The sequence below is a fragment of the Edwardsiella hoshinae NBRC 105699 = ATCC 33379 genome (assembly GCF_000474215.1).
Lineage (GTDB): Bacteria > Pseudomonadota > Gammaproteobacteria > Enterobacterales > Enterobacteriaceae > Edwardsiella > Edwardsiella hoshinae.
The window spans coordinates 19,432-34,738 of the sequence record NZ_BAUC01000010.1 but is presented as its reverse complement, the minus strand read 5'-3'; the positions used below and the strand labels follow the sequence as shown (position 1 = coordinate 34,738).

At 57.0% G+C, this 15,307-nt stretch carries 12 protein-coding genes; 4 read left to right on the top strand and 8 right to left on the bottom strand.

Annotated elements, in window-relative coordinates:
- Positions 1-11 precede the first annotated feature (11 nt).
- The 4 genes from EHO01S_RS03715 to EHO01S_RS03700 form a co-directional block, all read right to left on the bottom strand.
- The gene (locus EHO01S_RS03715) at positions 12-965 is read right to left on the bottom strand and encodes an ABC transporter permease (RefSeq protein WP_024522702.1); all 954 of its coding nucleotides are present in this window, start codon (positions 963-965) and stop codon (positions 12-14) included.
- Position 966: 1 nt separating this feature from the next.
- Entirely contained in the window at positions 967-1,956 is a 990-nt protein-coding gene (locus EHO01S_RS03710; RefSeq protein WP_024522701.1) for an ABC transporter permease, read from the bottom strand.
- Positions 1,949-3,445 (bottom strand): sugar ABC transporter ATP-binding protein, encoded by a 1,497-nt coding sequence (locus EHO01S_RS03705; RefSeq protein WP_024522700.1) that lies wholly within the window; start codon positions 3,443-3,445, stop codon positions 1,949-1,951. The genes EHO01S_RS03710 and EHO01S_RS03705 overlap by 8 nt, the downstream gene beginning before the upstream one ends.
- Positions 3,446-3,569: 124 nt before the next feature.
- Positions 3,570-4,562, bottom strand: coding sequence for an autoinducer 2 ABC transporter substrate-binding protein (locus tag EHO01S_RS03700; RefSeq protein WP_024522699.1), 993 nt, complete (start codon positions 4,560-4,562; stop codon positions 3,570-3,572).
- A gap of 517 nt (positions 4,563-5,079) precedes the next feature.
- Between EHO01S_RS03700 and EHO01S_RS03695 the strand changes: the two genes are divergently transcribed.
- Entirely contained in the window at positions 5,080-5,793 is a 714-nt protein-coding gene (locus EHO01S_RS03695; RefSeq protein ID WP_024522698.1) for a response regulator transcription factor, read from the top strand.
- Positions 5,790-7,253: a sensor histidine kinase gene (locus tag EHO01S_RS03690; RefSeq protein ID WP_024522697.1), complete on the top strand. Its 1,464-nt coding sequence runs from the start codon at positions 5,790-5,792 to the stop codon at positions 7,251-7,253. The genes EHO01S_RS03695 and EHO01S_RS03690 overlap by 4 nt, the downstream gene beginning before the upstream one ends.
- 28 nt (positions 7,254-7,281) lie before the next feature.
- On the opposite strand, the gene gdhA is transcribed toward EHO01S_RS03690, so the two are convergent.
- The 3 genes from gdhA to uspA form a co-directional block, all read right to left on the bottom strand.
- Complete coding sequence (gdhA, locus tag EHO01S_RS03685) at positions 7,282-8,628, bottom strand: NADP-specific glutamate dehydrogenase (RefSeq protein WP_024522696.1); 1,347 nt, start codon at positions 8,626-8,628, stop codon at positions 7,282-7,284.
- A gap of 175 nt (positions 8,629-8,803) precedes the next feature.
- Positions 8,804-10,279 carry a dipeptide/tripeptide permease DtpB gene (gene dtpB, locus EHO01S_RS03680; protein WP_024522695.1) on the bottom strand — a complete coding sequence of 492 codons (1,476 nt, stop codon included), beginning with the start codon at positions 10,277-10,279 and terminating at the stop codon, positions 8,804-8,806.
- 262 nt (positions 10,280-10,541) lie between these two features.
- Positions 10,542-10,979 carry a universal stress protein UspA gene (uspA, locus tag EHO01S_RS03675; RefSeq protein ID WP_005290708.1) on the bottom strand — a complete coding sequence of 146 codons (438 nt, stop codon included), beginning with the start codon at positions 10,977-10,979 and terminating at the stop codon, positions 10,542-10,544.
- 611 nt (positions 10,980-11,590) lie between these two features.
- Between uspA and uspB the strand changes: the two genes are divergently transcribed.
- Positions 11,591-11,926 carry a universal stress protein UspB gene (uspB, locus tag EHO01S_RS03670; protein ID WP_024522694.1) on the top strand — a complete coding sequence of 112 codons (336 nt, stop codon included), beginning with the start codon at positions 11,591-11,593 and terminating at the stop codon, positions 11,924-11,926.
- Between the two features lie 235 nt (positions 11,927-12,161).
- Positions 12,162-13,511 (top strand): sodium-dependent transporter, encoded by a 1,350-nt coding sequence (locus EHO01S_RS03665; protein ID WP_024522693.1) that lies wholly within the window; start codon positions 12,162-12,164, stop codon positions 13,509-13,511.
- A 156-nt stretch (positions 13,512-13,667) separates the two neighbouring features.
- On the opposite strand, the gene pitA is transcribed toward EHO01S_RS03665, so the two are convergent.
- Positions 13,668-15,164 (bottom strand): inorganic phosphate transporter PitA, encoded by a 1,497-nt coding sequence (gene pitA, locus EHO01S_RS03660; RefSeq protein ID WP_024522692.1) that lies wholly within the window; start codon positions 15,162-15,164, stop codon positions 13,668-13,670.
- Positions 15,165-15,307 lie beyond the last annotated feature (143 nt).

Genomic DNA, 15,307 nt, shown 5'->3' with positions numbered 1-15,307 from the left:
TTCTCCCGAAATCAGGCTGTTCGATTCTGTAATGCGATAAACAGGAGCAGCACACCGCCCCAGAGGGCCATGGTCAGGTAGCTGCTGACGCCCAGTAAATTGAGGCCGCTCTCCAGCATCTGTAACACGATCAACGCCAGCACCAGACCGAGGATACGGCCAAAGCCGCCGTCTGGGTTAATGCCGCCAAGCACTGAGGCTAGAATGGTGACCAACAGGTAGGACTCGCCGTAACCGGCTTTGGCCGAGTTGAATTTGGCCATCATTAGCAACGCCGCTGCCCAGCCGAGCAGGGCCGAAATCACATAGACGGCGATCTGTACCCGGGCGGTATTCACACCGCTGAAGCGAGTCGCCTGTTGGTTGGAGCCGATCAGATACAGGCTGCGTCCCAGGGTAGTGTGTTCCAGCAGTAGCCACAGGGCGGCGGCGACCGCCAGGAACAACAGCAGCGCCAGTGGGATCCCCAGCAGGGTCGCGCTACCGAGCTGTTGGATCAGCGGGGGAAAACCGGCGATCACGGCACCGTTAGAGAGCAGGATATTCAGACCGGTGATCAACGTCATGGTGCCGAGCGTCGCCAGGATTGGAGAGACACCGACCCAGGCGATCAGCGCGCCATTGAGCACCCCGATGGTCACAGCAACGGCCAAACCGGCCAGAAGTGCCAGCAGGAGGAACAGCGGCTGATCGGGATGGGCGACGATGAGGGCGGCCATCACCAGCGAACAGGCATTGGCTCCGGCGATGATCGACAGGTTGATACCACCGGTCAGCATGGTCACCCCCATGCCCAGGGCCAGCATTCCGAGGATCGGCAATTGGGCGCTGATGGACTGAAAGTTAGCCACACTGAAGAAGCGGGTGCCGAGCAGGGCGGAAAAGAGTAATGCGACCACGACGATAATCAGGCACTGTAGGCGGATGATGCGATCGCCGGGTAGCAGGCGCGCAAAGGCGTTCATGTTATAGCTCCTTGGCCAGTTTGCGTTTTTCATTCCAGGCGGTGCTGCTGATACTGATCAAGATGATCATCCCACTGAGCACCGTATGCCAGTAGGAGGAGACGCCGAGCAGCGTCAACCCGTTTTGCAGGAAGGCCAACAGGATCACCCCCAGGAGGGTGCCGGTGAGGGTACCGCGCCCGCCGGACATGCTGGTGCCGCCGAGCACCACCGCGGCCAATACTGTCAGCTCGAAGCCGAGTAAAGAGTTGGGCGCCACCGACTGGGTGATCTGCGCCTGCACCACCGCCGCGACCCCGGCAAGAATGCCCATATAGCCATAAACGTAGAAGTGCAGACGTAACAGATTCATCCCCAAGCGTGAGGCGGCGTCGCGGTTGCCGCCCATAGCATAGATTTGCCGTCCCAGGCGGGTGTGATTCATCAACAGTGCGGTCAGTGCGATGGTGCCTCCCAGGCAGAGTAGCGGCAAGGTCAGGCCATAGTCGTAGCCATCGGCGGCGGTGAACGAGAAGTAGTTCACTCCCTGCATAAACCAGTCGGGAAAACCGTACAGCCAGGTGCCTTTGGTCAGGTAGACCAGAAGTCCATAGTAGAGGTTAAGGGTGGCGATAGTGATGATGATCGCCGGTACCCGTAACCAATAGACCAGAAAGCCGTTGCACAGCCCCAGCAGTAGGCCGACGGCGATCGCCAGGGCAAAGGCCAGTGAGAAGCTACCGCCGTGGGCGATAATCCAACTGGCCATGACATACTGAGCGATGGCGGTCATCGCAGGGAAGGAGATGTCGATCCCGCCGGCGATCAGCACCACAAACAAGCCACAGGCTAGGATACCGAGAATAGCGTAACTGGTGGCGACGTCTGTCAGGTTGCCCAGAGAGAAGAACTCGTCGGTCGCCAGCGTCAGGCCCAGCGCCAAGGCGATGACTAAGAGTCCGAGATAGGCTTCATGTCGGCCCGCCAAGCGAGCAAGAAAGGAGTTATGCATTGACCACCTCGGCAATGTCGTGTTCGCTACAGTGTTGCGGTAAGAATTCGGCCACCAGTTCACCGCGGCGCATCACCAGAATACGGTGGCTGTTGTAGTAGGCCTCCGGGATCTCGTCGCAGATCATCAGCACCGCCATGCCCTGCTGCGCCAGATCGCGTGCGATCTGGTAGATCCCTTCCTTGTTGGCGATATCAACGCCGACGGTAGGAGAGTCGAGGATCAGGATGCGGGGCTGAGTGGCGACCCACTTGGCGATGGCGATGCGCTGGGCGTTACCGCCTGAGAGGGTTTTCACCGGCAGGGTACTGTCGGCCACCTTGATGTTCAGCTCGCGGATCAGTCGCTGGACCAACGCGTCAGCACGCCGATGATCGAGCAGGCCGGCGCGGGTGTGTAGTTGGTCGAAGACGGTGACGATGGTGTTATCGTAGATCGACTGATCCATGATCAGTCCTTGGGTCAGGCGATCCTCCGAGACATAGCCGATACCGTGGCGAATAGCGTCACGGTTGTCGTTGAGGGTCACGCGCTGGCCATCGATATCTATCTCGCCGCTGTCAGGACGGGTCATGCCGAATAGGCTCAGGCATAGCTCGGTGCGTCCGGCGCCGAGTAGGCCGACGATAGAGACGATCTCGCCAGGATGCAGCGCCAGGCTGATATCATGGTATTTGCCGCGTCGAGTGAGGTGGCGCAGAGCCAGACGCGGCAACGCCGTGGTGCCGACATAGGACGGTAACGGCGAGTAGTGGAAGCGTTGGCCGGTCATCAAGAAGGCCAGCTCGTGGCTGTCTAACTCGCTGGCGGGCCAAGTGCCAACCAGCTTACCGTCGCGCATCACGCTGATGCGATCGGCGACTTCCATCACCTCATCCAGACGATGGCTGACAAACACCACGCAGATCCCGGCGGCCTTGAGTTCGTTGACCACGCGCAGCAGGCCGTTGACCTCCTGACGGGTGAGGGACGCCGTCGGCTCATCCATGATCACCAGACGCGCATCGGCGGCGATGGCGCGGCAGATGGCGACCAGTTGGCGATCGGCGATCGACAGCTTTTCGACCTTCTTGTCTGGGTCGAGGGAGACACCGATACGTTGCATGGCCGCCAGCGCCTGTTGTCGCATGGCACGTCGGCGTACCCACAGATCACCACCGGGCTGGTAGCGATGAATGGCAATGTTTTCCGCCACGCTGAAGTTAGGGAAGAGAGAGAGATCCTGGTAGATGACCTGGATACCGTAGTGGGCGGAGAGCGAAGGCGTCAGCTGATGGAACAGCTTGCCGTCGATCAGGATACGCGCCCCCTTTTCCGGCTGATAGACGCCGGAGATGACCTTGATGATAGTACTTTTGCCACAGCCGTTCTGGCCGGCCAGGCAGTGCACCTCGCCTTTGTTCAGCGTTAGGCTGACCCGGTCCAGTGCCAGCACGCCGGGAAACTGTTTGCTGATGTTTTCAAGCGTGATGAATGCGCTGCTGTTCATGGGCAATACTCCGCCGGACGCCCCGAGTGAGGCGTCACGGTATGACGATGGAGAAAAGTGACCTGAGTGCCGGCCGTATCGGCCGGCGGGAAGGTTTCCCTGGTGATGACGGCATTGGCCGAGATCAGAAACCGAGCGACTGGGCGTTATCTTTGGTTACGGTTAATATTTTATTGAAGCGGATAACGTGATCTTTCATGTTCACATCCGCTTTGCCCAGTCCGTCAATACTCAGGTCTGGTGTGACCTCCTGTCCTTGCAACAGGCGGTCGGCCACGGTAACCAGCGCGTAGCCGGCGTCCTTCGGATCCCACAGTAGAACTTGTTTGATATCGCCACGCATCAGATAAGGCGCGGCCTGGGACGGCATGGCGATGCCGACGACGGCGACTTTATCTTTGGCGCGTTTTTTGGCGACCGCCTGGCCAGCACCGATAGGACCGAGCGAGCCGAAGCCGATGATCCCTTTCAGCTGAGGATAGGTCTTCATCAAATCCAGGGTCGTGGCGTAGGATTTGTCGATACTTTCGGCTACCGGTAGACGCGAGGTGACTTCGAACATCTCTGGGTACTTCTCTTTCTGATATTTCACGGCGTAATCGGCCCAGGCGTTGTGCAGCGGTACTGTCAAAGAGCCGACGTAGATGGCGTAGCCGCCTTTACCTCCCATCGCCTTAGCCAACTGATCGACGTTGGCCTCGGCATACTTCTGGCTATCGATAGTTTCGATATCCCACAGACCGATCGGCTGATCCGGTGACTCATGCGTTAGCACCACGATCCCCTTGTCGCGCGCCTTCTTCAGCACGGGCTCCAATACCTTAGCGTCGTTGGGTACCACGATGATGGCGTCGACATTCTTGGCGATCAGATCTTCGATGACTTTAACCTGTTGCGCCGGATCCGGTGTTGCCGGGCCGGTCTGATAGGCATTGACATTCAACTGTTGCGCCGCCTGGTTTACCCCGGTTTCCATGCGGTTAAACCAGGGTATGCCGGTAACTTTGGCCACCACGGCAATGTCATGCTTATCGGCTTTTTCTGCGGCAAACGAAGAGGATGAAAACAGGCACGCAGAGGCCAGAGCGGTAGAGATCAAGGCGAGTTTGAATTTCATGGCTGAACCTTTGTTGTTGTAAGAGCCTGGGAAAATTCATGTGGAAAGGGTAATGAAGAATGGCAATGCTTGGCTGCCTATGGCGGGTGAAATGTGATCCATGCCCAGATGTGTTAATTCGCGGATAAATTGAGGTTAAAAATTGAGGTGGTTTAATTAGCGAGGTAATTTTATTACTTTTTTAGTGTTATTTTACCGCTAAACACATCATTGCTGTTAACATTTTTTTATCAATTGGGCGGGCGTTGGTATGGGAAAAGTATGCATTTTTACGCGGGATAATGACCAATGTTTATATTTGTGAGATGAAACGATAATGCAATTTCATTTCATGAAAATTATTTCACGCGCGACCGAGTACGCTCACTTCTCGGCGTACCTGTCGACACTGAGATGCGTGGGCATGTTGTTAGTCCGACTGAAAGTCAGTGTCAGGTTGCCGACTTTATAAACAAAATGTGATAACTCGAAGATGAGAGGCCGGGTAGACTGAATACTTCTAGGGGGAGGAGAGACGATGACGGGAAAACAGATCCTGGTAGTGGAGGATGACAGCTTGATCGCCGAACTGCTCACGCTGCATCTGAGCGATGCGGGTTATCATGTCACACATGCCGCCGATGGTGATCAGGGGATGGCGTTGATCGAGCAAGGCGGTTGGGATGCGCTGATCCTGGATCTGATGCTGCCGGGGGTGGATGGCCTGGATATCTGTCGTCGGGTACGCGCCATGACGCGCTATACCCCGATTATCATCATCAGCGCTCGCTCCAGCGAACCGCATCGTGTCTTGGGGCTAGAGTTGGGCGCGGATGACTATCTGGCGAAACCTTTCTCTATGGTCGAGCTGGTTGCTCGGGTCAAGGCGCTGTTTCGGCGCCAAGAGGCGATGGGACGTAATCTGATGTTAGAGGCGGGGCGCTTGACTCACGGCGCCCTGACCCTCGACCCAATCGCGCGTCAGGCTTGGGTGGCGGAGCGGGCGATCGAGCTGACGCCGCGCGAGTTTGATCTGCTCTATTTCTTCGCTCGCCATCCGGGGCAGGTATTTTCACGTCTCCAATTGCTGGATAAGGTCTGGGGTTATCAACATGATGGTTATGAGCACACCGTTAATACCCATATCAATCGATTACGCACCAAGATCGAAGACGATCCTACCGAGCCGGTCTGGATCCTGACGGTATGGGGCGCCGGCTATAAGTTCGCTGATGGTAAGGGGATCGCATGAGACACCTGAGTCTCTCGCAGCGTCTGGCGCTGGTGTTTGCGCTGCTGCTACTGGTGTGCAGTGCCTTAACCGGCTGGTTGCAGCTGCGTAGTAACACCGCTTACAGCCATCAGGTGATCCAGCGTTTGTCTGCCGATCTGGCCAGTCATATTGCCCGACATAATGCCCTGTTGCAGGCCGACGGGGTGAATCGGGTTTCGGTAAAACGATTGTTCGATCAACTGATGGCGGTGAATCCTAGTGTGGAGGTTTATCTCCTGGATAGCCAGGGGCAGATTATCGCTGACGCGGCCCCGCCGGGGCGCATCATGCGCCATCGTGTCAGTCTGGCGCCGATCGACGCTTTCTTAGCCGGTAAGATGTTGCCGTTGTATGGCGACGATCCGCGTAGCCTCGACGGCAAGAAGGTGTTTAGCGTCGCGCCGTTGACCATGAACGGCCATACGCGTGGTTATCTGTATGTGGTGTTGCAGGGGGAGGCGTATAACCGGTTGAGTGACGACGTCCGCCTCAGCTCGGCTTGGCCGATGGTCGGCTGGTCGATCGCCTTGATCTTGAGCTGCGGATTGTTGGCCTGGTTGCTGGTGTACCGCTGGGTGACGCGCCCGGTACATGCCTTGACCCGTCAGGTGGATCGCCTGGAGCGTGAGGGGTTGGAGACGCTCAGCCCGGAGACATTGGCGGCGTTGCAGCAGGTGCAAGGGGAGGATGAGGTGGCGCGTTTGCAGCGGGCGTTTGGCCGTATGGCGCGGCGTATCACGGAGCAGTGGCGGCGTCTGGCCGAGCAGGATCGCCAGCGGCGCGAGTTCATCACCACCGTCTCGCATGATCTGCGTACACCCCTGACCTCGTTGCACGGCTATCTGGAAACCCTGAGCCTGAAACAGGATAGCCTCGGCGAAGCGGAGCGCCGGCGCTATCTGGCGACCGCCTTGGCGCAGAGCCAGAAGGTGGGGCATCTGGCGCAGCAACTGTTCGAGCTGGCGCGCCTGGAGTATGGAGCGGTCAAGCCACAGCGTGAGCCTTTCTCTTTTGCCGAGTTAGTGCAGGATGTCTTTCAAAAGTTTGAGCTGGCCGCTGAGACGCGTGGCTTGACGCTGAGCACCGACGTGGTGGCGGGATTACCGTCGATCACGGCGGATATCCACATGATGGAGCGAGTTCTGACCAATCTGCTGGATAACGCCTTGCGTCATACACCGCCGGGTGGGCGCATCGTGGTACAGCTATGGCAGGCGCAGGGGCGTTTATGGGTGGAGCTGTGCGATAGCGGTCCCGGTGTCGCTGATGCGTTGCAGGATGCCCTGTTCCAGCGTCCGCTGTCATCCAGCGAGCGGCACCCGGGAAGCGGTGGCGTGGGACTGTTGATCGTTAAGCGGATGCTGGCGCTACACGACGGTGATATCGCCTTGGTGGCGTCGCGGCCTGGGGCCTGTTTCCGCCTCTCTTTACCCTTGTAGGCGCGCCCCGCGGGGCGCGAAACCGGTATTACAGCACCCCTTGGGCCAGCATCGCGTCGGCGACTTTAACAAAACCGGCGATGTTGGCACCGCGCACATAGTGAGTCTGGCCCGTTGGCTCGCCACTGTAGTCGACGCAGGCTTGGTGAATGTCGAGCATGATCTGGCGTAGGCGTTGATCAACCTGCTCGGCCGTCCATGACAGGCGTGCGGCATTCTGCGCCATCTCTAACCCCGAGGTAGCGACGCCACCGGCGTTGGCCGCCTTGCCTGGGGCGAACAACACGCCGGCCTGCAAGAGGCGATCGGTGGCGTCGAGGGTAGTGGGCATGTTGGCGCCTTCGGCCACGGCACGTACCCCATTGGCGATCAGCATCCGGGCGGCTTCGTTGTCCAGTTCATTCTGGGTGGCGCAGGGGAGAGCGATGTCGACCGGTACGTGCCAAGGCTGTTGGCCCGGTAGATAGGTCAGGCCGCGAGCGCGGGCATAGTCGGCGATGCGTCCGTCCGGCGAGGCTTTGATAGCGCAGAGTTGCGCCAGTTTCTCCGCGTTAAAGCCGGCTTCATCCACCACGCAGCCGTTAGAGTCGGAGGCGGTGATCACCGTGGCACCTAGCGCCATTGCCTTTTCAATAGCGTACTGTGCCACATTGCCCGAGCCGGAGACGGCGACGCGCATCCCCTCCATGCCGAGGCCGTGGCGTTGTAGCATGGCCTCGGTAAAGTAAATCAGACCATATCCTGTCGCCTGAGGGCGCATGAGGCTGCCGCCGAAGCTGAGCCCCTTGCCGGTGAACACGCAGGCGGTATGGTTGGTGAGCTTCTTCATCATTCCCGCCATATAGCCCACTTCGCGGCTGCCGACGCCGATATCACCAGCGGGAACATCCGTATCGGGGCCGAGATGACGGTACAGTTCGCTGATCAGTGCTTGGCAGAAACGCATGATCTCACCGTCGCTTTTCCCTTTGGGGTTAAAGTCACAGCCTCCCTTGGCACCGCCCATCGGTAGGGTGGTGAGGGCATTTTTCAGGGTCTGCTCGAAGCCGAGAAACTTGAGGATCGACAGATTGACTGAGGGATGAAAACGCATCCCGCCCTTGTAGGGGCCGATGGCAGAGCTAAATTGCACGCGCCAGGCGCGGTTCACTTGTACTTGGTTGTGGTCGTCGACCCAACTGACACGAAACTGGATCACCCTTTCCGGCTCGATCAGGCGCTCTAGCAGGGCGGCTTGGCGGTAGTGGGGATGCTGTTGTAGAAAGGGCCAGAGAGTGGTCATGACTTCACGCACGGCCTGGGCAAACTCCGGCTGGTGTGGGTCACGTAATAGGACGTGCTGCATAAACTGCTCGACAGAATCGATCGATGCCATAGGGGCTCCTGGTGAGAGTAGGGGGAGAGCATATGTGGCCGCGGGGCGGCAAGGCGCCTAAAAAATAGGCTATTCGGACTATAACATCGCGATCGATTAGCGATGCAAGGCGTTTGCCGAGGTGGGAGAAAGAACAAAGCCCTGTGCTAGCAGGGCCTTGTTGTACAGAGGATAATCAGGCGTTCTGGCCGTCGCTTTGCGTATTCATCATGCGCTTGAGCCAGGGAACCAAGGCGGCCATCACCAGCGCGACAATCAGCGTCGCGATACCGATCTTACCGAATACGCTGGTGTAGATGGGCAGCGTCTGTAATGGATCGGTGATGCCGTCTGGTACGGCGGTGAAGGTGGCGACATAACCGCCGAGTAGGAAGGCGGCGGCTTGGGTCAGGAACCACATTCCGAGGATGAAACCCATCAGATACTGGGGCACCAGTGCGGCGACCATCGCCAGTCCCAGAGCGCTGATCATCAACTCACCCAGGCTCTGGAACAGGTAAACCAAGACGACGAACCAAGGGGAGGTTAGCCCCTGAGCGTCGGCGAACCATAGACCCGCGGCGGCGGCGGTCAGGAAGCCTAACGAACATAACAGCATTCCCAGGGTAAACTTGGTCGGCATGCTCAGATCGCGTCCACGACTACCGAGGTGGGTATAGATCGAGGCTAACACCGGGCTGGCGATCACCACCCAGAAGGGGTTGAGGGCCTGGAAACTGACCGGGTTAATAGCGAAGCCGAAGATCTCGTGACGCACATTGTTGATGGCGAAGAAGTTTAGCGAGGTCGGCATCTGCGCATAGAGGATGTAGAACAGCACCGCCTCGATCATCAGGATGAAGGCGACGAACATGCGGTTACGCCCCTGGACATCTTGCTTGAAGGCTTCGCGGAAGAAGAAGTAAATCACCACCACAGAGACGGCGATCAACACGATGTTAGCGACGCCAACGTTATGCATCAGCCAGGCGCAGATGGCGATCATGACAATGGAACCGGCCAGGACGAGCAACAGCTTGCCATAGTTCAACGGCAGGTGATCGGGCTCGGAGCCGAGGTTGCGCACCATGCCACGGCAGGCGAAGTAGACCAACAGGGCGATGATCAGCCCCGCGCCACACAAATTATAAGTTACGGCATAGCCGAAGCGTTCGGCGATGATCGGGGCCAGGGAGAGTGAAATCAACGAGCCGATGTTGATCGACATGTAGAACAGTGTGAACGCCCCATCCAGGCGCGGATCTTTCGGCGGATAGCACTTGGAGAGCAGACTGGCCGGATTGGCCTTAAACAGTCCGTTACCGACGGCGATAGTGCCGAGGGCGACAAAGATCATCTGTGGTTTGAGCAGCGACATCCCGGTCATAAAGTAGCCTAAGGCTAATACGATAGCGCCGAGCACCATGGTGCGTTTGGTCCCAAGCAGATGGTCACCGACGTAACCGCCGATGGAGATCAGGCCATAGACCAGGGCGGCGAAAGCTCCGAAGGTAATGAAGGCTTGCTCCTGGGAGAATCCTAGCTGTTTTACGAAGAAGACGGCCAGAATGCCCTGTACGCCGTAATAACCGAAACGTTCCCATAATTCTATGAAAAATATCATGAAAAATGGCTTAGGCTGATGGAGTAAGCCCGGCGTGGTGGTGTTCATTGTGGTTGGCCTCAGATTATTGTTATGTTGGTAAAAATGATAGTGTGATGCATAGATACATTTTGGTGAAATAGAATTCTATTTTATAAACAAATCAACTGTATTAAATGCGCTATTTAGCTTCGATTATTAGATTATTATTTTGATTGTTTGTTAATTGAGCGTTTGTTCACTCTTTTGCTAAAAATTGGCGGGAAAGATAAAAAAACGCCACGGCATACATGCCGTGGCGGGGGAAGAGCGGGGAGGATGTCAGGACAAATTAATCGTCTTCTTCATCCTTTAACGGCACGATCAGCATGTCGATGTGCACGGTATTGATCAGCTGGCGTGCAGAGGACATCAGCTTGCTCCAGAAATCTTGATGGTGGCCGCACAGCACCAGATCCATATCGTATTTCTTGATGGCGTCGACCAGAACCTGCCCGAGATCGCCACTGCCGCTCAGGGTCTCGGTGATCGGATAACCGGCATGCTGAGACAGCTCGGTCAAGGCATGATGGGTCTCATCGGAGATGCGTTTCTGCATATCGCCTAGGTTGACGTCGATCAGACCGGTATACAGGTCGGAATAATTGACGTCCACGTGGATCAACGAAACCTTCGCGTCGTAGGGGCGTGCCATGGACACGGCTTTTTCGACCAGTATGTTACTTTCCGGGGAAAGGTCTACAGCAACCAGAATGTGTTTATAAGCCATAAGAGCGCTCCTTCCTAAAGCCGATTAACGGGTATCACAGGTTTCGTCTGCCCCGGCGGGCGTGCTGGCGATACCTGTATCATAGCACTGTCCGGGTAGTGAGATATGTCATACGGCTCACAGGGTGGTGGTCGTGTTGTTTACCCAGAGAAGACCGTGACCGGAAAGTGTCAGGCTGTGTCCCGCAATGGCGTCTGCGCTACACATACCCCCTTGCGGGACATAGCCTAGTAATATACTTAACTCATTTCTTATAAGGATCGCCGCAGGGTAAATCAAGCACTGTTTCCCGATTGCGCGCAAAAGTTGATTTACCCCCAAGATAAGGTGGTTTCGTGGATATTTTGGCGGCACCCTCGCCGAATCTATAATGAAATCTTTAACCTATAGCGTAGTGGGTCTGGGCGTGTCAGGCGGGGAAGAAATAATTTTTGTGATCTTCACACGGTTGCCGTGAGATTTCCTACACTAATAATTGTAATCCCTCGGGCAGGGAATACCGTCTCTTGATGACAACACCATGGGCCGGCGGCACGCTGCGCCGGCATTGTCGAGTTCACTATCGCGTCCTCGGCAGCGCTATGCCGTGAGGATGCCAGGAGGGGGAGATCATGATTAATACCGTCGCACTATTCTGGGCGTTGTTTATTGTGTGCGTAGTCAACATGCTGCGTTATTACTCCTCTTTGCGCTCCCTGCTGGTGGTGTTGCGCGGTTGTGATCCATTGCTCTATCAGTATGTCGATGGCGGTGGCTTCTTTACCAGTCATGGGCAACCCAGTAAGCAGTTACGCCTGGTACGCTATATTTATGAACGTCGTTACAACGATCATCATGACGATGAATTTATCCGCCGTTGTGAGCGACTGCGCCGCCAATTTATTCTGACTAGCGTCCTATGCGGCTTGGTGACCTTAGCCCTGATCGGGCTGGCCATTTGGCATTGACGAAACATGAGCGTTGCCTAATTGGATGGATTGTTATAGGGTGAAAAAGTATTTCTCATTACGGATATTGATGACTATGCCAGTCCAGCGTCGCCTGCTAAACCTACTTCTTCTCCTTAGCACTTAGGGCGGCCTGTTTATACCCTCTATTTTCTCAAGGCCGCCGGATGGCGGCCTTGTTGTAGCGACACCTCAAGACGTACTCCGGCACCTCTCATTCAACCGGAGTGATGTTATGAGTCAAGCGTTAGACAGCGATCAGGCGGTGAGCCGCGCTCCCCAATGGTCATCGCGCGTGGGCCATATCTTGGCCGCCGCCGGCTCGGCGATCGGTATTGGCGCCATCTGGAAGTTCCCCTATGTGACGGCTACTAACGGTGGCGGTGCTTTCCTGCTGCTATTCCTGCTGTTTAGCTTTACCCTGGGATTGGCGGTCTTTATGGCCGAGACGCTGCTGGGTAGCCATAGCCGTCAGAGTGTGGTGCAGGCGTTTCGTCAGTTGTGCGGCCGTCATTGGGGGTGGGTCGGTCTGCTCGGTATCATCACCAGTTGGTGTATCTATAGCTTTTATAGCGTGGTTGGCGGTTGGACAGTGGGCTATACGTTGATGGCCGCGGCCGGTCGCTTTCAGGGGGGGGAGGCGCAGGGGTTTCAGCGTCTGTTTAGTCACTACATCAGCCACCCCTATTGGCCGGTGATGACTCACCTGTTGTTCGCCGCGCTGACCGCCTATGTGGTGTTGGGCGGGGTACAGCGTGGGGTGGAGAAAGCGGTAAAGGTGATGATGCCGTTGTTACTGGTGATCATGCTGGCGCTGATCGCTATCGCCTTGACTCTGCCGGGGGCGACCGCGGGCCTGCATCTTTTTTTGTGGCCCGACTTCAGCCATCTGACGGGGAAAAGCGTCTTGGATGCGTTGGGCCTGGCATTTTTCTCCCTGTCCGTCGGTCTGGGGATCCATACCACCTATGGGGCCTATCTGCCGAGCAGTGATGGCGTGGCGCGTTCCAGCCTATGGGTGGTGGCGCTGTCCTGTTTGGTTTGCGTATTGGCCGGCTTGATGATCTTTCCAGCGCTGAGTGCCGCCGGTCTGGACCCGAGCGCCGGCCCGGGGCTGACCTTTATGACCATGCCGGTCTTCTTTAACCATCTGCCTTTCGCTAGCGTGTGGGCGGTGGCGTTTTTCGTCTTACTGCTGCTGGCGGCACTCTCTTCCTCTATCTCCTTGTTGGAGCATATCGTGGCTTTCGCCAGCGGCCGTTGGGGATGGTCACGCCGTAACGCGACTTTATTGGTCAGTGTCAGCATCATGCTGGCTGGGATCCCGGTTACCTTGTCGTTTGGCCCGCTGGCCGATTACACCTGGGCGGGGCGGACGTTGTTCGATTGGCTGGACTTTATGACCTCGAACCTGATGATGCCGCTGTTTGCCCTCGTCATCTGCCTGTTGTTTGGCTGGTCCCCACAGTTGGAAGGCCTGTTGCCGCCGACGTTGTCGCCGTTGTGGCGCCGGGCATTGCGTGTTACCTGGCGTTATGCGGCTCCGCTGTGCATTGGGGTGATCTTGTTGCATGGTCTGTACTAATGGCGGGGGCAGCGATGTCGGCGGGCTATGCGCACCGAGCCGCTGCACCACACGGTGCGCCGTGCTGGGCGTGGTGCCCTCCGTCAAGACGGTTCATTGCTGAATAGCGTAAAAAAGCCCGTCGTTGACGGGCTTCGTAAGTTTGTCGGCAGGCGGTTAGACCACGAAGGTTAACGCCAGCCAGTACAACAGACTGGAAATGACGATGGCCATCGGCAGGGTCAGCACCCAGGCCAGCAGGATGTTTTTCACCGTCTTACCCTGTACGCCGCCACCGTCGACCAGCATGGTGCCGGTCACCGCCGAGGAGAGTACGTGGGTGGTGGACACGGGCATCCCGGTATAACTGGCGACGCCGATGGAGATGGCCGCGGTCATCTGGGCCGATACGCCCTGCGCGTAAGTCATGCCTTTCTTACCGATCTTCTCGCCGATGGTGGTGGCAACGCGGCGCCAACCGACCATGGTTCCCAAGGACAGGGCGAGCGCGACGGCGACGATGATCCACATCGGGGCGTATTCGACGGTCGCTAGCAGATCTTTACGCAGATCGCCTAAGAAGCGCTTATTGCTGTCGCTGGTTTCCGGCAACTTAGCGACCTTGCCGGCGGTATCCGCCACACACATCAGCAGACGACGCATATGGCTGCGTTGATCGACCGTCAGCTGATCGTAGTTTTGCAGATTGGCCAGCATGCTCTGTGCGCTGGCGATGGCGAGTTGCGCCCGTGCCGGGTTGCAGTGGAAGATCTTGCTACCCTGGCCCTCCTCACTGGCCGGGATCTCCGGCTCAGTGTTGATGACATGGCTCAGGTCGGCCTGATGCTGGCGATAATACTGATCCAGATGGGTGATGGCATCGCGCGTACGGGCGATGTCATACCCGGTGGCATCCATATTCATCACAAATCCGGCCGGAGCGACGCCGATCAGTACCAGCATCAGTAGACCGATCCCTTTCTGGCCGTCATTGGCGCCGTGGGAGAAGCTGACGCCGATGGCCGAGACGATCAAGGCGATACGGGTCCAGAACGGCGGCTTACGTTTGCCGTCGATCTTCTCGCGCTCGGCCGGCGTCATATGGATACGGCGACGCTTCTTGGTGCCGCTCCAGTAACGACGCAAGCACCACACCATCAGGCCCGCCAACAGCAGACCAACGATTGGTGAGATGATCAATGACAGGAAGATCTCAATCATCTTGGGAATGTTGAGAGCATCGACCACTGAGGTGTGCGTCATCAACGCGTTGGTGAGTGCGATACCGATGATGGCACCGATCAAGGTATGTGAGCTGGAGGCTGGTAAGCCGAAGTACCAGGTGCCCAGGTTCCAGATGATCGCCGCCAACAACAGGGAGAACATCATCGCCAAACCATGGGAGGAGCCGACGTTCAGCAGCAGGTCGGTCGGCAGCAGGTGAACGATAGCATAAGCCACGCTCAGACCGCCCAACATGACGCCGAGGAAGTTGAAAATACCAGACATCACCACAGCAATCTGCGAGCGCAGCGCACGGGTGTAAATGACGGTGGCGACCGCGTTGGCCGTGTCGTGGAAGCCGTTGATGGCTTCGTAGAACAGCACAAACAGCAGTGCGAGGACTAACATTAGGCCAGTATGGAAATCTAGCCCTGCAAAGAGATGTAGCATATGCGTTACGCCAGTTTGTGGACATGAACGCGGCGCATTATCGGCGAGAAGACTGGCCGGGGAAAAGGAAAATATGACGTTTTTTTGATTTGCCGATGACAAAAGGCGGAGCGAACTTAGGACTACTCTTAGTATTTCATAAA